This is a genomic window from Escherichia sp. XD33, assembly GCF_019375075.1.
Classification (GTDB): Bacteria; Pseudomonadota; Gammaproteobacteria; order Enterobacterales; family Enterobacteriaceae; genus Enterobacter; species Enterobacter flexneri_A.
This window is the reverse complement of the sequence record NZ_JAENDM010000009.1, coordinates 48,627-72,835: the sequence shown is the minus strand read 5'-3', so window position 1 is coordinate 72,835 and position 24,209 is coordinate 48,627. Positions and strand designations below refer to the sequence as shown.

Sequence of the window (24,209 nt, the reverse complement as noted above, 5' to 3'; positions counted from 1 at the left end):
GAAGAAATAATGGCAACGCCAGTGAAGAAGTGGTTATTGCGCGTTGCCCCCTGGTTTTTACCGGTGGGCATCGTGGCGGTGTGGCAACTGGCCTCCTCGGTTGGCTGGCTGTCGACGCGTATTTTGCCTTCACCGGAAGGAGTGGTGACGGCGTTCTGGACGCTCTCCGCCAGCGGCGAACTGTGGCAGCATCTGGCGATCAGCTCCTGGCGGGCGCTGATTGGCTTTTCAATTGGCGGATCGCTGGGGTTGATTTTGGGACTGATTAGCGGGCTATCTCGCTGGGGAGAACGGCTGCTGGATACCTCAATTCAGATGTTGCGCAACGTGCCGCATCTGGCGCTGATCCCGCTGGTGATTTTGTGGTTTGGCATTGATGAATCCGCAAAAATCTTTCTGGTGGCGCTCGGTACGCTATTCCCCATTTATATCAACACCTGGCATGGCATCCGTAATATCGATCGCGGGTTGGTGGAGATGGCGCGTAGCTATGGATTATCCGGCATACCGCTGTTTATCCATGTGATCCTGCCTGGTGCCCTGCCCTCAATTATGGTCGGCGTGCGTTTTGCGTTGGGCCTGATGTGGCTGACGCTGATTGTTGCCGAAACCATTTCTGCCAATTCAGGCATTGGTTATCTGGCGATGAATGCGCGGGAGTTTTTGCAAACGGACGTGGTGGTAGTCGCTATTATTCTTTACGCCCTGCTCGGCAAACTGGCTGACGTCAGCGCGCAGCTGTTAGAGCGCCTCTGGTTGCGCTGGAACCCGGCTTATCATTTGAAGGAGGCCACGGTATGAATACTGCTCGTCTGAACCAGGGCACGCCATTGTTGCTCAATGCAGTAAGCAAACATTACGCGGAAAATATCGTCCTGAACCAACTGGATTTACATATTCCGGCAGGTCAGTTTGTGGCGGTGGTGGGCCGCAGCGGTGGTGGCAAAAGTACCCTGCTGCGCCTGCTGGCAGGTCTGGAAACGCCAACCGCAGGCGATGTGTTAGCGGGCACCACACCGCTGGCTGAAATTCAGGAAGACACGCGAATGATGTTTCAGGATGCGCGTCTGCTACCGTGGAAATCGGTGATTGATAACGTTGGGTTAGGCCTTAAAGGCCAGTGGCGCGATGCCGCACGTCGAGCGTTGGCTGCGGTAGGACTGGAGAATCGCGCAGGGGAATGGCCTGCCGCACTTTCTGGCGGGCAGAAACAGCGAGTGGCGCTGGCAAGAGCGTTGATTCATCGACCGGGATTATTGTTGCTTGATGAACCGCTCGGGGCGCTGGACGCCTTAACGCGACTCGAGATGCAGGATTTGATTGTGTCACTTTGGCAGGAGCACGGCTTTACCGTACTGTTGGTGACGCATGATGTGAGCGAAGCGGTAGCGATGGCTGACCGGGTGCTGTTAATTGAAGAGGGAAAAATTGGTCTGGATTTGACAGTGGATATCCCCCGTCCGCGTCGATTAGGGTCGGTGCGATTAGCGGAGCTGGAAGCGGAGGTGTTGCAACGGGTGATGCAACGTGGTGAATCTGAAACTCGCCTGAGAAAACAGGGGTAAATTCCCCGAATGGCGGCGCTATTGCCGCCATTCGGTTATTTATCAAGCCAGTGCTTTAGTTATCTTCTCGTACAGATCGCCAGAGAGATTTTCCAGCCCTTTCAACTGTTCCAGCGCCGCGCGCATTTTCTCCTGACGTTTGGCATCGTAACGTTTCAGGCGAATCAGCGGTTCAATCAGACGTGAAGCCACCTGCGGGTTACGGCTGTTGAGGTCGGTAAGCATTTCCACCAGGAACAGGTAACCGCTGCCATCTTCGGCATGGAACGCTGCCGGATTGCTGCCCGCAAACGCGCCAATCAACGAACGAATACGGTTCGGGTTGCTCATGGTAAATGAGCGATGCTGCAACAGGCCGCGCACCGTCTCCAGCACATTCGCCGCCGGGCTGGTGGCTTGCAGGATAAACCATTTATCCATCACCAGACCGTTCTGATGCCACTTGTCGTCGTACTCCTGCATCAGCGCGTCACGGCAAGGCAGCTGTGCGGCAACCGCCGCAGAAAGCGCCGCCAGCGCATCAGTCATATTGTTTGCTTCGTGGAACTGCTTGCTCACCAGCACATCAGCCAGATGCGTTTCACCAAAAGCGAGGAAACGCAGGCAGGCATTACGCAGAGTGCGTTTTGCAATATCTTCATGCTCAACACGGTACTCGCTCTGGTAATTCGCGTTGTAAATAGCCAGTAGCTCATCCGCCAGTTCAGTCGCCAGAGTACGAGTGAGTGCTTCGCGTACTTCGGCAATAGCAATCGGGTCGATGATATCGAACAATTCAGCCATTTCATTGACAGAAGGCAGCGTCAGGATTTCTGCCGCCAGCGCTGGATCAATCTTCTCATCAAGCAGTACCGCGCGGAAAGCATCAGCCACATGCACCGGCAGAGACAGCGGCTGACCTTGCTGATGACGCGCGACGTTCAGCTTGATGTAGGTTGCCAGCAAACTTTGCGCCGCATCCCAGCGGGAGAAATCATTACGCGCATGACGCATCAGGAAGGTCAGTTGCTGATCGCTCCACTTATATTCCAGTTTCACTGGCGCAGAGAATTCGCACAGCAGCGCAGGCACCGGCTGGAAGTAGACATTATCAAAGACAAAGGTCTGTTCCGCCTGAGTGACGTTCAGCACGGAATTCACCGGATGACCGCCTTTCTGCAACGGGATCACTTTGCCTTCGTTATCATACAGTTCGATGGCAAACGGAATATGCAGCGGCTGTTTTTCTGCCTGATCCGGCGTGGCTGGCGTGCGCTGGCTGATGGTCAGGGTGTACTGCTCGGTTTCCGGATTGTAGTCGTCTTTGACGGTCACAATCGGTGTACCGGACTGGCTGTACCAACGGCGGAAATGGGAGAGATCGACATTCGACGCATCTTCCATCGCCTGCACAAAGTCGTCACAGGTCGCTGCACTACCATCATGACGCTCGAAATAAAGCTGCATCCCTTTCTGGAAGTTTTCTTCGCCAAGCAGGGTGTGGATCATGCGAATCACTTCCGCGCCCTTCTCGTAAACGGTCAGGGTGTAGAAGTTGTTCATCTCAATGACCATATCCGGGCGGATCGGGTGCGCCATCGGGCTGGCGTCTTCTGCAAACTGCAATCCGCGCATGGTGCGTACATTATTGATGCGGTTAACTGCGCGGGAACCAAGGTCAGAGCTGAACTCCTGATCGCGGAAGACGGTTAAACCTTCTTTCAGGCTGAGCTGGAACCAGTCGCGACAGGTCACTCGGTTACCGGTCCAGTTATGGAAATATTCATGGCCGATAACGCGTTCAATATCGAGGTAATCTTTGTCGGTGGCGGTGTCGGTGCGGGCCAGCACATATTTGGAGTTAAAGATATTCAGCCCCTTATTCTCCATTGCGCCCATATTGAAGAAATCCACCGCGACGATCATATAGATGTCGAGGTCATACTCCAGGCCAAAGCGTTCTTCATCCCATTTCATGGAGTTTTTCAGCGAGGTCATCGCCCACGGCGCGCGATCAAGGTTGCCGCGATCGACGTACAGCTCCAGTGCTACTTCGCGACCAGAACGCGTGGTAAAGGTATCGCGCAGTACATCAAAGTCGCCTGCCACCAGCGCAAACAGGTAGCACGGTTTCGGGAACGGGTCCTGCCACTGTACCCAATGGCGTCCGTTTTCCAGTTCGCCTTGCGCAACGCGGTTACCATTGGAAAGCAGGAAGGGATATTTGATTTTATCGGCAATAATTTTGGTGGTAAAACGCGCCAGCACGTCCGGGCGGTCGAGATAATACGTAATATGGCGGAAACCTTCGGCTTCACACTGGGTGCAAAGCGCATCGCCTGACTGATAAAGCCCTTCCAGCGCGGTATTCGCCGCCGGGCTTATTTCATTAATGATCTTAAGCGTAAAACGCTCCGGCAAATTACTGATAACCAGTGCGCCCTCTTCTTCTTTCCAGGCGGTCCACGGCTCATCATTAATATGAACAGAAACCAGTTTGAGGTCTTCGCCGTTGAGACGAAGGGGAGCATCTGATGCACCATGACGGACAGCCTGGCTGACCGCGGTAACGACCGTCTTTTGCGCGTCGAGGTCAAAGGTCAAGTCAATATCAGTAATCTGGTAATCCGGCGCACGATAATCGTGACGGTATTTGGCTTGTGGCTGTTGAGTCATAAATAACCTTTAGCATCTTTTATAGAGTCTGGTGTTCAGTCTATTCCTGTTGCGTAAATCGCGCTATGCAGAATCTTCATCTTTTCAGGTACAAACGCCTTTATTGCTACATTTTTATAACATACACCGCGTAATGCCATCGACCAGAAAGGTGGCATATGGTGTGATCGGGGTTCAATAAATTGCGAAACAAGGTATACTCCAGCAGTTCCTGAAGATGTTTATTGTACTAAACGCTCCTGTACGAGGACGCTACTGCGCACCTATGACACAATTCGCTTCTCCTGTTCTGCACTCGTTGCTGGATACAGATGCTTATAAGTTGCATATGCAGCAAGCCGTGTTTCATCACTATTACGATGTGCATGTCGCGGCGGAGTTTCGTTGCCGAGGTGACGATCTGCTGGGTATTTATGCCGATGCTATTCGTGAACAGGTTCAGGCGATGCAGCACCTGCGCCTGCAGGATGATGAATATCAGTGGCTTTCTGCCCTGCCTTTCTTTAAGGCCGACTATCTTAACTGGTTACGCGAGTTCCGCTTTAACCCGGAACAAGTCACCGTGTCCAACGATAATGGCAAGCTGGATATTCGTTTAAGCGGCCCGTGGCGTGAAGTCATCCTCTGGGAAGTTCCTTTGCTGGCGGTTATCAGTGAAATGGTACATCGCTATCGCTCACCGCAGGCCGACGTTGCGCAAGCCCTCGACACGCTGGAAAGCAAATTAGTCGACTTCTCGGCGTTAACCGCCGGTCTTGATATGTCGCGCTTCCATCTGATGGATTTTGGCACCCGTCGCCGTTTTTCTCGCGAAGTACAAGAAACCATCGTTAAGCGTCTGCAACAGGAATCCTGGTTTGTGGGCACCAGCAACTACGATCTGGCGCGTCGGCTTTCCCTCACGCCGATGGGAACACAGGCACACGAATGGTTCCAGGCACATCAGCAAATCAGCCCGGATCTAGCCAACAGCCAGCGAGCTGCACTTGCTGCCTGGCTGGAAGAGTATCCCGACCAACTTGGCATTGCATTAACCGACTGCATCACTATGGATGCTTTCCTGCGTGATTTCGGTGTCGAGTTCGCTAGTCGGTATCAGGGCCTGCGTCATGACTCTGGCGACCCGGTTGAATGGGGTGAAAAAGCCATTGCACATTATGAAAAGCTGGGAATTGATCCACAGAGTAAAACGCTGGTTTTCTCTGACAATCTGGATTTACGCAAAGCGGTTGAGCTATACCGCCACTTCTCTTCCCGCGTGCAATTAAGTTTTGGTATTGGGACTCGCCTGACCTGCGATATCCCCCAGGTAAAACCCCTGAATATTGTCATTAAGTTGGTAGAGTGTAACGGTAAACCGGTGGCGAAACTTTCTGACAGCCCTGGCAAAACTATCTGCCATGATAAAGCGTTTGTTCGGGCGCTGCGCAAAGCGTTCGACCTTCCGCATATTAAAAAAGCCAGTTAATATCATCAGGGAGCTAATCGGCTCCCTTTTTTTACCTTTAATTCCGAAATCTTTCGCTGCATTTGCGAATTCTGCTTGTCTGATTGCAGATGCCAGGTAACATAGGTATCCCCCCATTTACGGGTGGACAAGTGTTTATTTTTTCCGACTATTAACAGAGAGAATATTATGAGCGTTGTGCCTGTAGCCGACGTACTCCAGGGCCGTGTAGCCGTTGACAGCGAAGTCACCGTGCGCGGATGGGTACGTACCCGCCGAGATTCAAAAGCTGGCATCTCCTTCCTCGCCGTTTATGACGGTTCCTGCTTTGATCCTGTACAGGCTGTCATCAATAATTCTCTGCCCAATTACAATGAAGACGTCCTGCGTCTGACCACCGGCTGCTCGGTCATTGTGACGGGTAAAGTCGTGGCGTCGCCGGGCCAGGGGCAACAATTTGAAATTCAGGCCAGCAAGGTTGAAGTTGCTGGTTGGGTTGAAGATCCAGACACTTACCCGATGGCGGCAAAACGCCACAGCATTGAGTATCTGCGTGAAGTCGCTCACCTGCGTCCGCGCACAAACCTGATTGGTGCCGTCGCGCGCGTTCGCCATACGCTGGCGCAGGCGCTGCATCGCTTCTTTAACGAGCAGGGATTCTTCTGGGTTTCAACGCCACTGATTACCGCATCTGATACCGAAGGTGCAGGCGAAATGTTCCGCGTTTCTACGCTGGATCTGGAAAACCTGCCGCGTAACGATCAGGGCAAAGTGGATTTCGACAAAGACTTCTTTGGTAAAGAGTCTTTCCTGACCGTATCTGGCCAGTTGAACGGCGAAACCTACGCTTGCGCATTGTCCAAAATTTATACCTTCGGCCCGACTTTCCGTGCTGAAAACTCCAACACCAGCCGTCACCTGGCGGAATTCTGGATGCTGGAGCCGGAAGTGGCGTTTGCTAACCTGAACGATATTGCGGGTCTGGCTGAAGCCATGCTGAAATATGTCTTCAAAGCGGTTCTCGAAGAACGCGCTGACGACATGAAATTCTTCGCTGAACGCGTAGATAAAGATGCCGTTTCACGTCTGGAACGCTTCATTGAAGCCGATTTTGCGCAGGTGGATTATACCGACGCAGTGACCATTCTCGAAAACTGCGGCAGGAAGTTTGAAAACCCGGTTTACTGGGGAGTCGATCTCTCTTCTGAGCATGAGCGTTATCTGGCGGAAGAACACTTTAAAGCACCGGTAGTGGTTAAAAACTATCCGAAAGATATTAAAGCGTTCTATATGCGCCTTAACGAAGACGGTAAAACCGTTGCGGCTATGGACGTTCTGGCTCCGGGCATCGGTGAGATCATTGGTGGCTCCCAGCGTGAAGAACGTCTGGACGTGCTGGACGAGCGTATGCTGGAAATGGGCCTGAATAAAGAAGATTACTGGTGGTATCGCGATCTGCGTCGCTACGGTACTGTTCCGCATTCAGGTTTCGGTCTTGGTTTTGAACGTCTGATTGCTTACGTAACTGGCGTGCAAAACGTACGTGATGTGATTCCGTTCCCACGTACTCCGCGTAACGCCAGCTTCTAATTTAGCGTCTTCAAGAGCCAGCGCCCGCTGGCTCTTTTTTTATCTTTTCTGTCAAGTTATCTGTTTGTTAAGTCAAGCAATCTATTTGCAACCCCGCCATAACGATCATCCTGTTACGGAATATTACATTGCAACATTTACGCGCAAAAACTAATCCGCATTCTTATTGCGGATTAGTTTTTTCTTAGCTAATAGCACAATTTTCATACTATTTTTTGGCATTCTGGATGTCTGAAAGAAGATTTTGTGCCAGGTCGATAAAGTTTCCATCAGAAACAAAATTTCCGTTTAGTTAATTTAAATATAAGGAAATCATATAAATAGATTAAAATTGCTGTAAATATCATCACGTCTCTATGGAAATATGACGGTGTTCACAAAGTTCCTTAAATTTTACTTTTGGTTACATATTTTTTCTTTTTGAAACCAAATCTTTATCTTTGTAGCACTTTCACGATAGCGAAACGTTAGTTTGAATGGAAAGATGCCTGCAGACACATAAAGACACCAAACTCTCATCAATAGTTCCGTAAATTTTTATTGACAGAACTTATTGACGGCAGTGGCAGGTGTCATAAAAAAAACCATGAGGGTAATAAATAATGATGAAGCGCAATATTCTGGCAGTGATCGTCCCTGCTCTGTTAGTAGCAGGTACTGCAAACGCTGCAGAAATCTATAACAAAGATGGCAACAAAGTAGATCTGTACGGTAAAGCTGTCGGTCTGCATTATTTCTCCAAGGGTAACGGTGAAAACAGTTACGGTGGCAATGGCGACATGACCTATGCCCGTCTTGGTTTTAAAGGGGAAACTCAAATCAATTCCGATCTGACCGGTTATGGTCAGTGGGAATATAACTTCCAGGGTAACAACTCTGAAGGCGCTGACGCTCAAACTGGTAACAAAACGCGTCTGGCATTCGCGGGTCTTAAATACGCTGACGTTGGTTCTTTCGATTACGGCCGTAACTACGGTGTGGTTTATGATGCACTGGGTTACACCGATATGCTGCCTGAGTTTGGCGGTGACACGGCATACAGCGATGACTTCTTCGTTGGTCGTGTTGGCGGCGTTGCTACCTATCGTAACTCCAACTTCTTTGGTCTGGTTGATGGCCTGAACTTCGCTGTTCAGTACCTGGGTAAAAACGAGCGTGACACTGCACGCCGCTCTAACGGCGACGGTGTTGGCGGTTCTATCAGCTACGAATACGAAGGCTTTGGTATCGTTGGTGCTTATGGTGCAGCTGACCGTACCAACCTGCAAGAAGCTCAACCTCTTGGCAACGGTAAAAAAGCTGAACAGTGGGCTACTGGTCTGAAGTACGACGCGAACAACATCTACCTGGCAGCGAACTACGGTGAAACCCGTAACGCTACGCCGATCACTAATAAATTTACAAACACCAGCGGCTTCGCCAACAAAACGCAAGACGTTCTGTTAGTTGCGCAATACCAGTTCGATTTCGGTCTGCGTCCGTCCATCGCTTACACCAAATCTAAAGCGAAAGACGTAGAAGGTATCGGTGATGTTGATCTGGTGAACTACTTTGAAGTGGGCGCAACCTACTACTTCAACAAAAACATGTCCACCTATGTTGACTACATCATCAACCAGATCGATTCTGACAACAAACTGGGCGTAGGTTCAGACGACACCGTTGCTGTGGGTATCGTTTACCAGTTCTAATAGCACACCTCTTTGTTAAATGCCGAAAAAACAGGACTTTGGTCCTGTTTTTTTTATACCTTCCAGAGCAATCTCACGTCTTGCAAAAACAGCCTGAGTTTTCATCAGTAATAGTTGGAATTTTGTAAATCTCCCGTTACCCTGATAGCGGACTTCCCTTCTGTAACCATAATGGAACCTCGTCATGTTTGAGAACATTACCGCCGCTCCTGCCGACCCGATTCTGGGCCTGGCCGATCTGTTTCGTGCCGATGAACGTCCCGGCAAAATTAACCTCGGGATTGGTGTCTATAAAGATGAGACGGGCAAAACCCCGGTACTGACCAGCGTGAAAAAGGCTGAACAGTATCTGCTCGAAAATGAAACCACCAAAAATTACCTCGGCATTGACGGCATCCCTGAATTTGGTCGCTGCACTCAGGAACTGCTGTTTGGTAAAGGTAGCGCCCTGATCAATGACAAACGTGCTCGCACGGCACAGACTCCGGGGGGCACTGGCGCACTACGCGTAGCTGCCGATTTCCTGGCAAAAAATACCAGCGTTAAGCGAGTGTGGGTGAGCAACCCAAGCTGGCCGAACCATAAGAGCGTCTTTAACTCTGCAGGTCTGGAAGTTCGTGAATACGCTTATTATGATGCGGAAAATCACACTCTTGACTTCGATGCACTGATTAACAGCCTGAATGAAGCTCAGGCTGGCGACGTAGTGCTGTTCCATGGCTGCTGCCATAACCCAACCGGTATCGACCCTACGCTGGAACAATGGCAGACACTGGCACAACTCTCCGTTGAGAAAGGCTGGTTACCGCTGTTTGACTTCGCTTACCAGGGTTTTGCCCGTGGTCTGGAAGAAGATGCTGAAGGACTGCGCGCTTTCGCGGCTATGCATAAAGAGCTGATTGTTGCCAGTTCCTACTCTAAAAACTTTGGCCTGTACAACGAGCGTGTTGGCGCTTGTACTCTGGTTGCTGCCGACAGTGAAACCGTTGATCGCGCATTCAGCCAAATGAAAGCGGCGATTCGCGCTAACTACTCTAACCCACCAGCACACGGCGCTTCTGTTGTTGCCACCATCCTGAGCAACGATGCGTTACGTGCGATTTGGGAACAAGAGCTGACTGATATGCGCCAGCGTATTCAGCGTATGCGTCAGTTGTTCGTCAATACGCTGCAGGAAAAAGGCGCAAACCGCGACTTCAGCTTTATCATCAAACAGAACGGCATGTTCTCCTTCAGTGGCCTGACAAAAGAACAAGTGCTGCGTCTGCGCGAAGAGTTTGGCGTATATGCGGTTGCTTCTGGTCGCGTAAATGTGGCCGGGATGACACCAGATAACATGGCTCCGCTGTGCGAAGCGATTGTGGCAGTGCTGTAAGCATTAAAAACAATGAAGCCCGCTGAAAAGCGGGCTGAGACTGATGACAAACGTAACATTGCCTGATGCGCTACGCTTATCAGGCCTACGCGTCCCCTGCAATATTTTGAATTTGCACGATTTTGTAGGCCGGATAAGGCGCTCGTGCCGCATCCGGCATAAACAAAGCGCACTTTGCCAGAAATCCAGGCCCGCATTAAAAGCGGGCTTTTTTATGTGCCTTACCAGACGGGCATTTCGTCTTGCAGGAAGGGATTATGCAGGCGTTCATAACCAAGTGTGGATAATGGTCCGTGACCCGGAATAAATGTCACGTCATCCCCCAGTGGCAGCAATTTATCTTTGATTGAAGAAATCAGTTGATTATGATCGCCACGCGGGAAGTCACTGCGCCCTACTCCGCCTTTGAAAATAACATCGCCAGAAATCAGCAGCTTTGCCCGATCATCAAAAAACACTACATGACCCGGCGTATGCCCAGGGCAATGTAACACCTGTAAAGTCACATTCCCTATGCTGATGGTATCGCCTTCGTTCAGCCAACGATCTGGCGTCAGCGGCTGGCACTCTTCCAGACCAAACATACGACTTTGCGCAGGCAAGCCTTGCAGCCAGAACTCATCTTCTTTTTCCGGGCCAAAAACTGGCACGCCGTAATGTTGCGCCAGTTCCGCCGCTGCGCCAACGTGGTCCAGATGACCATGCGTCAGCAGGATCTGCATCAGTGTCAGGCCGCTGTCATCAACTTCCTGTTTGATTTTTTCCGCATCGCCGCCAGGATCGACCAGTGCGGCCAGACGGGTTTGTTCACACCAGATTAATGAACAGTTCTGGGAGAATGCGGTGACCGGAATAATACGATAGTTCATACTGCCCCTGTTTCGTTAAGCGATTGCTACCAGTGCCGTGCTGGCCCGGTATCAATATGCACAAAGTTACTACGTGGGTAATATCCTACACCACCTGCGCGCATAGATAACGCGGCTTTGCGAATATTGCTTAACGCGATACCTTCAATATGGAAATCCATCGCCTGGCCTTTAGTGTGATAGCTTTTCTTCGCTACTCCACGGCTGCGGGCGCGTAGTTCATTGTTGGTATCAATAGAACGATAACCGGAAATGAGTTGCACCGGTTTGCGCGTGCCTAACAACCCTTGCAGGCGATACAACTGGTCGAATAATCCTGGGTCGATGGACTTTATTTTGTTCGCGCGGTAATCGCGGAAAAAATGGTTAAGTTTTGCCAATTCTTCCTGAATATAGCCTCTGCCATCGAAAAACTCCGCTTTGATTGACTCTCCGGTATGAAGATTATTGAGTGTCAAAATGCGCGGGCGTGGGGTAGAGAGTGTTGCAAACGCAGGGGTCGGCAGGATGGCGGCACCGAGTGCAACGCCACCAAGCGCCAGCAATTTGCGGCGATTAGCGTCGAATTTGTCCATGATAATCAAGTCTACAGGTCAATGTTATCGTTTATATGCACTTCTGGCGCACAAGAGGCACCTTAACCGCCCGTAAAGCAGACGTCAAGATGACTCAACCCCAGCAGTGACGGGGGCTGCAGAGAATCGCCCCCAATCATGCTAATTATTACGACAACTGATTTCCCCGAACTACTTCATTTACCTGATTAATTGTTCCGCTTTCGATACGATTTGCGAGCTGGATCGCGCAGGCAGATCATAATTGTAAATATCTGTACGATACTGGGTACGACCATCTGCACCAACAAAGGCCGTCAGGTAGTAGAGATTCACCGGAATCGACTGCCGAATATTGACGTAACGTGTATCACCCTGCTTCAGCGCATCAGAAATACGTTTGTCATTCCAGCCTGCATCCTGCAACAGCATATTCGCCAGATCGGAAGCTTTATTCACTCGTACACAGCCTGAGCTCAATGCGCGTGTATCACGCTTGAACAGATTGTGGTTCGGCGTGTCATGCAAATAAATGGCCTCTGAACTCGGCATATTGAATTTATAGCGCCCCAGCGAGTTCCGTGGGCCTGGAGCCTGCTGGAAGCGGAACGGTAAATTCGAGGCCGTGATTGTAGACCAGTCAACCTGCCATGGGTCAATCGCTTCTCTGCTGTTCCAGCCGCGCATCACCGTATAGCCATGGCTTTCGAGATATCCCGGATCGTTGCGCACTTTTGGCAGAATATCTTTGCGTGCCAGAGTTGGAGGTACGTTCCACGGCGGGTTTACCACTACGTTGTTAAGGGCACTGCTCATCATCGGCGTTTTGCGATCGGGGCGACCGACAATGACTCGCGAATCCAGCACCTGATTGCCGTTCTGATAGTAGACCAGCGAATAGGCCGGAATGTTAACCATGATCCCGGTAGAAAGCTCTGTTGGCAGCAAGCGCAATCGCTGGATGTTGAGAGCCAACACGCCAGCACGCTGGGCGGGCGTTACGTTTAACCAGTCACGTGTTGCCGGGCCAATAGCACCATCTGCCCCCAATCCTTGCCATGCCTGAAAACGTTTAACGGCTTCCACCAGTTCATTATCGTAGGCGGCGCGAACGGCAGGCGCAGGTTTACTACGAGACGTCGTTTGCTTATCCATCGGCTTAGTTTCTGCTGTTTCAACAGTAACAGCGGATGGGCTGACTACCGCGTCAGTTGGCGTGTCATCGCCAGGTAGAGTAATTTTCGGCCCCCCGTCCAACATGCCTGTGCGTTGCAATATTTCGCGCAACGCCGGTACGTCGTTACTCCACTGCCCTGGGCGCAACGTTGCTTTGCCGGTCAGTTGGGGCCACGGTTTGGTGTCACAGAGTAAGGCCAGTAACGATTCATGCATCGCCGCATATTGCGGATGCTGCGGTGCCAGTCCTGCAACAAACGTAGGCAATTGACCTTTATCCAGCGCCAGCTGCCATTGGTTAATCACCGAGAGCGGCGGCGTTGCAAGTGCATAAGGTTTACTGCTATATAGCCAGCGAGTGCCTTTGACCGGAATATTTGCAATGAAATGGAGATAGCCCATCATCGCATCAGAGAGCACCACGTCGCGTGCCATCCCGTTAACACCAGGATCGGTCAGTAACTCTACCCATTTATTAAACTGCGGCTGGAAACCGGCAATCGCCACCTCTGCCAGCTGTTGCTGGAAGGCTTTAACAGCATCACGGTTTTCCCACATGGGTTGCATATCGCGTGCGGCATACAACAGTTGAAGCTGGTTAAGATAAACCGGCTTGTAACCTGCGGGTAATTGAGATTCGATTTGCGTGCGGGCTTTTTCTGCCGCACCTTCAGGCAATGGCTGGATCCCCGCCATTATTGCCGTGGCTTGCGCCTGCGGCAGTGCCTCGCCCTGTTCACTGACAGCCACCGGGCTGTCGCCAGGGATTACTTCAGGCTCATCGGCCTGCGCATTGAACAGTGGAGCGAATGTTACGGCCAGGCACAAACTGATTGCCGACAGCCGACGACCACACATCATATTAAGCAACATCCCTTGCCCCCTGTTTTTATCATACTCTGAATAGCCAGGCTGTTATTTTACGACTTGCCTGTACAACGCCAATACTCACGAAAGTATGACGAGCAAGCCTGTTACTCATCAGGCTTATCTTCAGTATATAAACGCCGATACGTTTTTACATAACCTAATGTAAAGAAGTTTAAAGAAAAGCGCGCCGTAATGTGCCACTTTTTTAGTGCAGAAACGGAGTTTTCGGAAAAAGAAAAGGCGGCATTGCTGCCGCCTTAATTTTAACTCGCCTGAGAAGGCGCTTCGTCAGTTCCTGGAAGCGTTTCAGGGAGTTGCGGCGCAAATCCTCGCAGGCCGACGACATGAACGTGTTCGGTATTCTGGAAGACTTTACGCACCAGTTTATAGGTGGTGCCTTTCTCCGGGCTGATATTTTCCGGCGCTGCGATGATGAGTTGCATTTGCAAACGCTCACACAATTCAAACAGCGTGGCGATAGAACGAGCATCCAGTCGCGCTGCTTCATCGAGGAACAGCAGGCGGCAAGGAGAGATATCTTTACCGCGCAGGCGGCGAGATTCATCTTCCCAGCTTTGTACCACCATCACCAGAATCGACATACCGGTACCAATCGCCTCACCGGTCGACAATGCACCAGACTCTGCGCGCAGCCAGCCATCGGAACCACGGTTAACCTCAACTTCCATTTCCAGATAGTTGCGGTAATCCAGCAGTTCTTCACCGATGGTCTGCGGCGTGCGCTGCCCCATATCAATCTGCGGGTTAAGACGTTGATACAGTTTCGCCAGCGCTTCCGAGAAGGTCAAACGGTTGCTGTTAAACAGATCCTGATGCTGCTCGTGCTGTTCAGAGAGCACATCCAGTAGCATGGCGTGCGTTTCACGCACGTTCACGTTGAGACGCACGCTGTTCACCTGACCAAACGATACGTTCTGCAACCCCTGGTTGAGCATACGGATACGGTTCTGCTCGCGCTGAATGGTTTTGCGAATGATGTTCGCCACGCTGCGGGAACTGATCGCCAGTTTCTGTTCACGGGAGGTTAATTCTTCGGTCAGACGGCTAAGTTCAATCTCCATCTGTTCGATAGCTTCCACCGGATCATCGGTACGAATAATATCCTGACGAATACGTTCACGCAGATGCTGATAAACCGCCACGAAGAACTGAATTTTACGCTCCGGACGTTTCGGATCTTCCGACATGCGCAGCACGTCGCGCAGATGTTCGTTATCCGCCACCGCCAGACGCAGCGCACCTAACGCCTTATCCGACATGGAACGCAAATCATCAGCGGAGAGATAAGCCAGCTCACGACGGTGTAAGCGGCGCTCAACGCCGTTATCTTTCACCATGCGCATCACCGCACACCAGCCCGCTTTAGCGGTCACTACCTGCTCGCGCATCTCAAAGTAATCCCGCTCCAGCTTGCGCAGTTTGCGGGTCAGGTTGTCCATCTCCGCTTCGCAGAAGGTAAGCGCTTTTTCCAGTTGATTGCGGCGTGAACGGTTATTGCTCAGTTGCGCATGCAGCTCGTCACGGCGAATACGCGCCCGCTCTTCTGCCCCGCTATCAGCACGCACGCCGATATCCTGCAATTCACGTTGCAGATCGTTGAGTAGCTCTTTTTTGGTGTCGTAAGAACTTTTCAGCGAAGCCAGCACCTGGTTGTACTGACTCAACTGCGCTGCGTGACCGCGCAACGCTTCGCGAGCGCGGGTACGCTCCGCTTCCGCCTGTTCCAGACGTTCACGCAGTTTTTCGTTGAGATCGCTGTTACCGCTAAGCATTTCTGCCGAGTCAGAATAGCTAAAGTGCGCACGACGCTGCACCACTTCCGTCAGGGCAAACGCCTGCTGACGGGCATCGCGCTGCATCTGCTGAGAGTACGCGTAATCTTCTTTTAACTGTTCGAACTGTTCCGGGTCGCTCTGCAATACCGAAACAATCGGTTCCAGTTTCGCCAGTTGATTGCCAAACTGCTGAACAAAACGCGCGGCTTCCTGGGCTTCATCCAGACGTTCGCGGATTTCATCGACGCGATCCGCCAGGCTGTCATCAGCCAACAGGTTGAGACGCGGCAGAATGCGGTTCAGCGCCGTAACGCCCTCTTTCGCCTGCTCAAACTGAATACGCTGCTGCTGGTTATCATTTTCATGATTACTTAACGCCCGCTCCAGTTCGACGCGACGGCTGTTCAGTTGACGGATTTCTGCTTCCGGGTCAGACTCAAACGCAACCGCCAGATGACTGCCGATAAAGCGGCTGAACGCCTGATGCAGACGCTGAGTTTTCTGTACATCAAAGGAGAGCGTGGCGAAGCGTTCGGAAAGCACTTCACGCTCGGCATGGAGGCTTTCAATACGGCTTTCACGCGCAGCACGACCAAACAGCGGCACTTCCGGGAAACGTGAATAACGCCACTGACGATCGGCGATTTTCACCACTACCGCTTTTTCCAGCTCATCAACGCTGAACACGCTGTCATCGAATGACTGCGGATCTCCTTCGATCAGATAGAGATCTTCCGGGCAATCGGTCAAGCCTTCCAGGTGTTCAGTTACCTGTGACAGATCTGGCACCACGATGGCGTGGCGTGACGGGCCATACAGCGCTGAGAAGTACGGCGCATCTTCCAAGCTAACGTCGTCATAAATTTCTGACAGCAGCACACCACCAAAACGCTCCGCCAGCGCGTTCAGACGCTGATCTTCAGAGCCGCCAGGCTGGCTTAAACGTTCGATCTCTTCATCGACGGCGTTTTTGCGCGCGCCCACTTCATCGCGTTCAACAATCGCCTCTCGCTCACGCTCCAGCAACTGTTGCAGATATTCGGTGACGTCCTGGCTGGAGGTAAACTCTTCGCCGCACTGTTCGCTCAACTGGTTGAGACTGTTTTGCGCTGCCAGCCAAACCGGCGCACGCTGCATCAAACTCTGAATGCGAGACTGCAGCTGTTCCTGCTCCTGGCGCAGTGCCATGCGCTCTTCATGGGCGTTAGACACGCTATCGGAAAGAGAGGCAATGCGTGCTTCCAGTTCCTGATGCAGGGCTTCCAGTTCGTCGATATCAAAATTCTTGCCCTGACGTTTGCAGAAATCTGCCAGCAGACGCTCAGCTTCTTGCTGCTCGCGTAGACGCTGTTCCAGTTCGCTTAATCGCATCCGCAGCGGCTGAACCTGCTCTGCCAGGTGACGCTGATCGACCCCTTCGCGCAATAGTTCGCGAGCGACATCCCACGCCTCGTTACGCGCCAGTGGGCCGTTGATTGCCACCACCAGCTGATAAGCCTGCTCAAACTGGCTGTGCGCGGTTTGCGCCATGCTCATTTTCTGCTCAAGAGAGAGCATTTTTTCAGTCGCTTCCAGCTCTTTCGCCTGGAAGGTTTCCAGCCATTCGGCGGCGCTGTCGGCGGTTAAGTCCGGCAGATGGCACAGTTCTTTGGCACGATTAAGTGCAGCAATCGCCTGGTTATACTGGATCGCGCGCGTTTGCTGGACGTCCAGCGCCTGCTGGTAGTCAGCAAGCTGGCTTTTCAGCTCGTCCACTTCCAGTTCGGCAGCTTCCGCGCGAGCCTCGTTCTCTTCCTGGCGTTCGATGGCTTCTGCCACCACTTCGTTTTGCTCTTCCAGACGGATCTGCAGCTCATCGAGATCCGCTTCGTAGCGTTCGATCTTCTCCTGCTGACGCAGTGCGGTTTGCACCAGGTTCAGGTGATCGCTGGCCGCCTGATAATCCGCTTCCAGATCGCCTTCGGCACCGTTGTGCTCTGCCAGCTCACGCGCCATATCGACGTGTTTGTACTGCTCAGCCGCCAGTTGCTGACACGAAGTATGTAACTCGCGACGAAACTCCAGGGCTTTGTCGAGATGGACACGGCGCTCGTTGGCGTGACGCATGTAGTCCGCCGCCACGTAGTTGGTAGCTTCGCTGATCAGATGCTTAAACAGGTCACGGTCCGACTGGGTGACACGAATCGCTTCCAGCGTCATGCGGTTTTCACGCAGCGCCGCTTCCATGTCCTGGAACGCTTTACGCACGCCGCTGTTTTCCGGCAACAGGTAGTCGCGCAGAGAACGGGTAATGGCACTGGAGATCCCGCCATACAGCGAAGCTTCGATCAGACGATAGAATTTGCTACGGTCAGATGCGGAGCGCAGACGACGCGCGATGATGCCCAGATCGAACATCAGCGAGTGGTAATCGGTAATGGAGTTGAACTGTTTAAACTGCACGCCTTCCATCGCCTCGAGCTTGTCTTTCAGCTCGTTAAGCGGCAGCACGCGCGCCTGGCGTTCGTTCAGGGTTTCGGTCACCAGCTGTGTCGGCTGCACCGACATCGGCAGTCCCTGAATGGCAAATGGTTTGATATCCACTTTACGATCGCGTCCGGCAACCTGTTGCAGACGCACACCGACCACCACGCGCTGGTGGCGCGAGTTAATGGTGTCGAGCATCGAATAACAGACACCCGCTTTCAGCTTACCGTGCAGACCTTTATCGCGCGAACCGCTGGTGGCCCCGGCTTCCGTAGTGTTACGGAAATGCAGCAGGGTCAGGTCGGGGATCAGCGCCGTAACGAACGCCGCCATCGTGGTGGATTTACCCGCCCCGTTACCGCCGGAAAGCGTCGTGACCAGCTCGTCAAGGTCAAAAGTTCGGGCAAAAAAGCCGTTCCAGTTAATCAGCGTCAGTGAGCGAAATTTACCGCGTTCAATCATTATTCTTCCTCTCCGCTATCTGGCTGGCTCTCTTCGGTTTCATCGTTGAGTTGCAGATGATTTTCAATCGGCATTGCTTCGCCATCACGAATCAGGCGACGCTGTGCTTCACGGGGATCGTCGCCAGCACGCACATCGGCTCCGAAGCGGAACACCGATTCGGTAATGCGGAACTTGCTGCTGTCGTGGCCCATAAACCACACCATGCCTAAACGACGCAGACGGTTGAGCGAAGAACGTACTTTCTCCTGCAACTTCTGACGGTCAACGTCTGAACCGGTTGAACGGTTGTTCACCAGTTTCAGCAGTTTTGCTTCATCGGCCAGGGTGAGCAGTTCGTCGTACAGTTCCTGCTGGGTGAAAATCCCCTCATTCGCCAGCCGTTCCGGGCTGAGATAGAGATAACAGAGGATTTTCCCGACCATCATATCCAGTTCCGACAAGACGGAACGCGGGATAAGAGTGGTGGAACGTGGGCGTAAATAGAAGAACCCTTCCGGTGCGCGAATAAGCTCAACGTTATAACGCGCGTAAAACTCTTCCAGATATTCCTGAAAATCCATCAGGAATGCATGATTATCCAGTTCGTCGAGGCCAATATGGCGTCCTGAACGTAAGGCGCTGTCCAGCGCCGGAAATAACGGATTCGCCAGCGCCTGCGCCAGCTTAACCGGCATCACTTGTTCAATATTTGTCGATGACATGCGCCTGTACCTTGGCTCCGTAATCATTAATCGGCTGCCATTTCGCTGGCAGTCCGGTGAAATCTGCTTGCGCTACGCCAAGACGTACCGCCTGATCAATAACAATACGCGCAACGTCAAAGTGACGTGCACGCGGATACTGTGACAGATATTCGCGTACCACCAGACCAAGATCCAGCGGCACTTGTCTGGTTTTGTACACGGCAAGTTGTTCTTCGATGATCGCCGCCAGCTGTTCGCGGATCTCGTTAAACTCTTCGTATTCCAGATCCTCAGGAAGTTCCCCAGTCACTTCTTCATCGCGCAGTGCCATCTCTTCGTCACGCATATCCAGCAGACGATCGGCATTGGCATAAGTTAGCGCCCACGGCTCATCAAAATAGGTTTGTACCGACTGACGTAACCGCTGAGCAAAGACGCGGTTTTTATCCATATCGATCGCGGTACGAATAAATTTGTGTACGTGGCGGTCGTAGCCAATCCACAAGTCGATGGATTGCTGGCCCCAACTGATAATACGATCGAGTTTGCTCTGCAGATCGAACACCAGACGATCGACGAAATGCAGATCGTCATGGGTCATCGTCGCATCCTGAATGCGCAACAGATTAGCCTGCAATTTGTCGCCTGCCGCTTCCAGCGTATCCTGCAATTCACGCAGCGTTCCGGAAGTTTCCGAAAGCAACAATTCACAGCTGGAAATCGCCGCCCGCCAGTCTTTGTTCAGCAACTGGGCGATATCGTCCTTCACCTGCTGCTGCTGTTCGTCCATCAGACGTTGCGTCAGGTCGATACTGTCGAAAATTTCTGCTACCGAATATTTCAGTGGCGCATAGACATTACGGTGCCAGTGAAATTCATCACCGCCCTCTTCGGCGGCATCTGCTGCGCGTTTGAGCTCACCCGCCACAATCGACAACTGCATAGAAAGACGCAGCGTAGAAAACTCGCGCTGACGGATGTAGTAGTCAGTAATGCCGATGCCGAGCGGCGTCAGACGGTAAATTGCGTTCCCTTCCGCCTGCTCGCTGGTAAAGCGGTTCAGCAGACGTTGACGCACCATGTCGTTGATCGCGTTATTGGCGCGCACGCCGATGGTTTCGCTGGTTTGCTCAAACACATCACTCACATGGCGGAATGCATCCACCAGCTCGCCTTCACTCATCTCACCATCCAGACGCTCGCCGTTCAGCGTGGCAACCGCCAGCAGAAAAGAGAGTCGGTCTACCGGCAGCGAGATGGAGAAGTCATTTTTTCTGGCCCAGGCAACCAGTTCGGGGACTGTCTGGGAAAATTCACTCATACTTTATCCTTGCTCTGCGGTTTGCGCGCGGTGACATGAATATAACGCCCCAGGGTAATATACGGTTCCTGACGGCAATAACGCGTTTCTAATTCAAGTAATGCTTCATAGCAGTCGCGCTGCTGGTGTTTCTCGCGCAGATAATCATGAAACACGCGAACGCCTGTCTTACCCATAATTTGCCAACCAGCTTCTTCCAGCCACAGATAAACCTGCGCCGGGTCGCGTGGATAATCTGGCGAAAGCGTCCGTTTTTTCTTTTTCGGCATTCCCGCCTGCACGTAATCAAAATTCCCGGCGACCATGTTATGCATCAACAAACCATGCGCATTGTAGAACATTAACGACAACACGCCGCCTGGACGCAACACTGACCACAGGGTCTGCAATACGCTGCGGGGATCAGCCACCCACTCGAGCACCGCATGGAACAATATCAGATCAACGGGCGTTTCCAAATGCGAAGCAACATCCTGAGCGGCGCAATGTATAAATTGCATGTTGTCGCTCACACCTTTTGCTTCTGCCGCCTGTTTTGCGCGGTCGATCATCTGCGCAGAAAGATCGCATAAAATGACCTGATGCCCACGCTCGGCCATTTTGATTGCGGTCTGCCCTTCTCCACCGCCAGCATCCAGCACACGCAGTTTTTGCGGGCCCATTTCCGCCAGCACGCGATCGAGATCCTGCCACAGAATAGCCTGTCGAAGCTGCCCTTTGGTGGTGCCGTAAATGTTACGGGAAAACTTTTCCGCAATATCATCAAAATTGCGATCCTGCATTGCTTTCTCCACCGGTTGGCTAAGACGTTTTCTGATAAAGACGCTATTTTGTCACAGCCACGGCGAGAATGAACCCGTCTGGTGTAATATCGCTGGCGATCCCTTGCTATATGGTTAAAAAAGGAACCAGAAAGGATGCTTTTTACACTGAAAAAAGTGATTGGCAATATGTTGCTGCCACTTCCGCTGATGTTGTTGATTATTGGCGCTGGCCTGGCGCTGCTGTGGTTTAGCCGTTTTCAAAAAACCGGGAAGATTTTTATTAGCATTGGGTGGCTGGCGCTCTTGTTATTGAGTTTGCAACCGGTAGCCGACCGCCTGCTGCGTCCCATCGAAAGCACCTATCCGACATGGAATAATTCGCAAAAAGTGGACTATATCGTGGTGCTCGGAGGTGGTTATACCTGGAACCCGCAGTGGGCACCGAGCTCTAATTTAATCAATAACAGTCTGCCACGCCTGAATGAAGGTATTCGCTTATGGCGCGAAAATCCGGGATCAAAACTGATCTTCACGGGAGGCGTAGCAAAAACCAATACGGTGAGTACAGCGGAAGTAGGTGCCAGAGTTGCGCAATCGCTGGGCGTGCCGCGCGAGCAAATTATCACCCTGGATTTGCCAAAAGATACCGAAGAAGAAGCTGCAGCAGTGAAACAGGCGATTGGTGACGCCCCTTTCCTGCTGGTGACCTCCGCATCACATCTGCCGCGGGCGATGATCTTTTTTCAGCAGGAAGGGTTAAATCCGCTACCAGCCCCGGCGAATCAGTTGGCCATCGACTCGCCGCTTAACCCGTGGGAACGGGCAATCCCTTCTCCGGTCTGGTTGATGCATAGCGATCGTGTTGGCTATGAAACGCTTGGCCGTATCTGGCAGTGGCTAAAAGGTTCGTCAGGCGAGCCACGGCAAGAGTGATTTTGATGCCAGATCGAAGTTGCGCCGACTAAATCGTCCGGTATTAACCAGTTGCGCAACTTCATCCCATAACACATACAACCAACGCCGCCAGATGAACGACTCCGCCACTGGCGCGCGTTGCAGGTAACTCCAGAGCAAATCTTCCGCCAGAGAATTATCCATTAGTCGGAACAGTTCGTATTCTCGCGGTGCCCAAAGCATTAGTCCCGGCCCGACCATCGCCAGTAACTGATCGCTGCGCGAATCTTTCAACATGCTGCGTAAACAGAAGTTACCGTGAATCAGCACACAATTGTCGTTAAAGCCTTCAAATAATGCCGGGAGACATTCGCGAGTGCGAAACAGGATCCGCTTATCCTGCATCGTCAGACCGGTGTTATTGAACTGATTGAGCGTGGTCCATAGCACTTCAACATGTTGCCGGTACCATGAGGGCCAGAAATTTTCCTGAGTATTGTCGACCGCGCCGACGCAACCGCGACTGTCCTGACGGTGCCAGGCCAGTAAGGCTTCAACGATTTGGTCTTTGAGTTGTTCCCAGCGTTCTGGTGTTCGGGCTGGTGCCTCCACCGAAACACCACGCATCCGCTCCAGTAGCAGGACATCGGGGCCGGGGTGTTCTTCATGCGTCATCACACCATAAATAGTCGGCATACGGACAGTCCCACTTCTTGCCAGCATGGTGGTTTTCCATGCCAGTTGTCGGGCTTTTCCGGGCGTACTAAAGCTTCTTGCCATTAACGGCATTGGGTTTCCCTGGCTGTCATACAAAGCCCACAACGCCGTATCCGCTTTTTCATTGACGCACTCAATACGACTGAGTTTTTCGCCCAGTAAATGGCTTAATTCGGCACGCAGCTGTTCCATTCAGATTACCCTCATAAAAGCTACTGCTTTCATAATGAGCGCCAATATAAAAGATGTCACCTGAATGAGATCAATTGTTGAAAAGAAAAATTGAGGAAAATCGTAACGGTACGACACTCCTCCCAAAATTGGCTGAAGTGTCGTGAAGTGAAATTAGCGCATTTCAGCGCGAACGCGCTTGAGATCTTCAGGGGTATCCACACCTGTGCCAGGAACTTCATGCGCGACAGCAACGTGGATTTTTTCGCCGTACCACAGAACACGAAGCTGCTCTAACATTTCGATGTGTTCTAACGGGCTTGGCTGCCAGGTGACGTAACGACGGATAAAGCCTGCACGGTAGCCATAAATACCAAGGTGACGCAGGAAGTTATCGCCAACGGTTTCAAGGCCTTTTGCAAAACGATCACGATCCCACGGAATGGTAGCGCGTGAGAAGTACAGTGCATACCCTTCAGCGTCGAGAACCACTTTCACCGCATTCGGGTTAAACGCTTCTTCCGCATTGTGGATTGGCACCGCCAGAGTCGCCATACCCACCTGACGCTGAGCGAGGTTATCAGCAACCTGACGAATGATTGTCGCAGGGATCATCGGTTCATCACCCTGCACATTAACGATCACCGTGTCGTCGCTGAACGCGCATTTTTCGACAACTTCCGCCAGGCGTTCTGTCCCTGACTGGTGATCGGCGCGCGTCATACATACTTCACCGCCAGCGGCTTCAACGGCGCGGGCGACATCCTCATGATCGGTTGCCACGATGATGCGCTCGGCACCTGATTCGCGCGCGCGTTCAAGAACATGAACAATCATGGGTTTGCCGTTAATATCAACCAATGGTTTACCGGGCAGACGCGTGGACGCGTAGCGCGCGGGAATAATGACCACAAAACTCATGATTTACTCTCATCAGCAGTCAGCACGCGGGCTTCCGTTTCCAGCAACACTGGAATACCATCGCGCAGCGGGAAAGCCAGGTTGTCCAGTTTGCAAATAAGCTCTTGTTTTTCCTGGTTATACCAAAGTTTTCCGTTGCAAACCGGGCAGGCAATGATTTCAAGCAGACGATGATCCATAGTTCCTCCAGATGGATCGGGTTATGAATGCATAAATCTT

The 24,209-nt window shown here is 52.0% G+C and carries 18 protein-coding genes; 7 read left to right on the top strand and 11 right to left on the bottom strand.

Annotation, left to right across the window (positions count from 1 at the left end):
• Positions 1 to 9 precede the first annotated feature (9 nt).
• Together ssuC and ssuB are read left to right on the top strand one after the other, a co-directional pair.
• Positions 10 to 801, top strand: a complete 792-nt coding sequence (ssuC, locus tag K0778_RS07900) for an aliphatic sulfonate ABC transporter permease SsuC (RefSeq protein ID WP_000235203.1) — start codon at positions 10 to 12, stop codon at positions 799 to 801.
• A complete protein-coding gene (ssuB, locus tag K0778_RS07895) occupies positions 798 to 1,565 on the top strand; it encodes an aliphatic sulfonates ABC transporter ATP-binding protein (protein WP_001090506.1) in 768 nt (255 codons plus the stop codon). Before ssuC ends, ssuB begins: the two co-directional genes overlap by 4 nt.
• 42 nt (positions 1,566 to 1,607) lie before the next feature.
• On the opposite strand, the gene pepN is transcribed toward ssuB, so the two are convergent.
• Complete coding sequence (gene pepN / locus K0778_RS07890) at positions 1,608 to 4,220, bottom strand: aminopeptidase N (RefSeq protein ID WP_000193841.1); 2,613 nt, start codon at positions 4,218 to 4,220, stop codon at positions 1,608 to 1,610.
• A gap of 265 nt (positions 4,221 to 4,485) precedes the next feature.
• Between pepN and pncB the strand changes: the two genes are divergently transcribed.
• The 4 genes from pncB to aspC all read left to right on the top strand — a co-directional run bounded on the left by pncB (position 4,486) and on the right by aspC (position 10,323).
• Complete coding sequence (pncB, locus tag K0778_RS07885; RefSeq protein WP_001307697.1) at positions 4,486 to 5,688, top strand: nicotinate phosphoribosyltransferase; 1,203 nt, start codon at positions 4,486 to 4,488, stop codon at positions 5,686 to 5,688.
• Between the two features lie 168 nt (positions 5,689 to 5,856).
• Positions 5,857 to 7,257: an asparagine--tRNA ligase gene (gene asnS, locus K0778_RS07880; protein WP_000117881.1), complete on the top strand. Its 1,401-nt coding sequence runs from the start codon at positions 5,857 to 5,859 to the stop codon at positions 7,255 to 7,257.
• A 602-nt stretch (positions 7,258 to 7,859) separates the two neighbouring features.
• A complete protein-coding gene (gene ompF, locus K0778_RS07875) occupies positions 7,860 to 8,948 on the top strand; it encodes a porin OmpF (RefSeq protein ID WP_000977920.1) in 1,089 nt (362 codons plus the stop codon).
• 184 nt (positions 8,949 to 9,132) lie between these two features.
• Positions 9,133 to 10,323 carry an aspartate transaminase gene (gene aspC / locus K0778_RS07870; RefSeq protein WP_000462687.1) on the top strand — a complete coding sequence of 397 codons (1,191 nt, stop codon included), beginning with the start codon at positions 9,133 to 9,135 and terminating at the stop codon, positions 10,321 to 10,323.
• 221 nt (positions 10,324 to 10,544) lie between these two features.
• Here the strand turns inward: aspC and gloC are convergent, their stop codons facing one another.
• The 7 genes from gloC to cmoM form a co-directional block, all read right to left on the bottom strand.
• Complete coding sequence (gene gloC, locus K0778_RS07865; protein ID WP_001109487.1) at positions 10,545 to 11,192, bottom strand: hydroxyacylglutathione hydrolase GloC; 648 nt, start codon at positions 11,190 to 11,192, stop codon at positions 10,545 to 10,547.
• A 26-nt stretch (positions 11,193 to 11,218) separates the two neighbouring features.
• Entirely contained in the window at positions 11,219 to 11,767 is a 549-nt protein-coding gene (locus K0778_RS07860) for a YcbK family protein (RefSeq protein ID WP_001295932.1), read from the bottom strand.
• 180 nt (positions 11,768 to 11,947) lie between these two features.
• Positions 11,948 to 13,795 carry a L,D-transpeptidase gene (gene ldtD / locus K0778_RS07855; protein ID WP_000925985.1) on the bottom strand — a complete coding sequence of 616 codons (1,848 nt, stop codon included), beginning with the start codon at positions 13,793 to 13,795 and terminating at the stop codon, positions 11,948 to 11,950.
• 260 nt (positions 13,796 to 14,055) lie between these two features.
• Entirely contained in the window at positions 14,056 to 18,516 is a 4,461-nt protein-coding gene (gene mukB / locus K0778_RS07850; RefSeq protein WP_063084798.1) for a chromosome partition protein MukB, read from the bottom strand.
• A complete protein-coding gene (gene mukE, locus K0778_RS07845; protein ID WP_001295931.1) occupies positions 18,516 to 19,220 on the bottom strand; it encodes a chromosome partition protein MukE in 705 nt (234 codons plus the stop codon). The genes mukB and mukE overlap by 1 nt, the downstream gene beginning before the upstream one ends.
• Positions 19,201 to 20,523: a chromosome partition protein MukF gene (gene mukF / locus K0778_RS07840; protein WP_001619280.1), complete on the bottom strand. Its 1,323-nt coding sequence runs from the start codon at positions 20,521 to 20,523 to the stop codon at positions 19,201 to 19,203. Before mukF ends, mukE begins: the two co-directional genes overlap by 20 nt.
• The gene (gene cmoM / locus K0778_RS07835) at positions 20,520 to 21,305 is read right to left on the bottom strand and encodes a tRNA uridine 5-oxyacetic acid(34) methyltransferase CmoM (protein ID WP_001298300.1); all 786 of its coding nucleotides are present in this window, start codon (positions 21,303 to 21,305) and stop codon (positions 20,520 to 20,522) included. Before cmoM ends, mukF begins: the two co-directional genes overlap by 4 nt.
• A 135-nt stretch (positions 21,306 to 21,440) precedes the next feature.
• On the opposite strand from cmoM, the gene elyC reads away from it, so the two are divergent.
• Positions 21,441 to 22,220, top strand: a complete 780-nt coding sequence (gene elyC, locus K0778_RS07830; protein ID WP_000899600.1) for an envelope biogenesis factor ElyC — start codon at positions 21,441 to 21,443, stop codon at positions 22,218 to 22,220.
• Here the strand turns inward: elyC and K0778_RS07825 are convergent.
• The 3 genes from K0778_RS07825 to ycaR all read right to left on the bottom strand — a co-directional run bounded on the left by K0778_RS07825 (position 22,197) and on the right by ycaR (position 24,169).
• Complete coding sequence (locus K0778_RS07825) at positions 22,197 to 23,090, bottom strand: YcbJ family phosphotransferase (protein ID WP_000436922.1); 894 nt, start codon at positions 23,088 to 23,090, stop codon at positions 22,197 to 22,199. The genes elyC and K0778_RS07825 overlap by 24 nt on opposite strands.
• A 153-nt stretch (positions 23,091 to 23,243) precedes the next feature.
• Entirely contained in the window at positions 23,244 to 23,990 is a 747-nt protein-coding gene (kdsB, locus tag K0778_RS07820) for a 3-deoxy-manno-octulosonate cytidylyltransferase (RefSeq protein WP_021559130.1), read from the bottom strand.
• Positions 23,987 to 24,169: a protein YcaR gene (gene ycaR / locus K0778_RS07815; protein WP_000350058.1), complete on the bottom strand. Its 183-nt coding sequence runs from the start codon at positions 24,167 to 24,169 to the stop codon at positions 23,987 to 23,989. The genes kdsB and ycaR overlap by 4 nt, the downstream gene beginning before the upstream one ends.
• Positions 24,170 to 24,209: the final 40 nt, after the last annotated feature.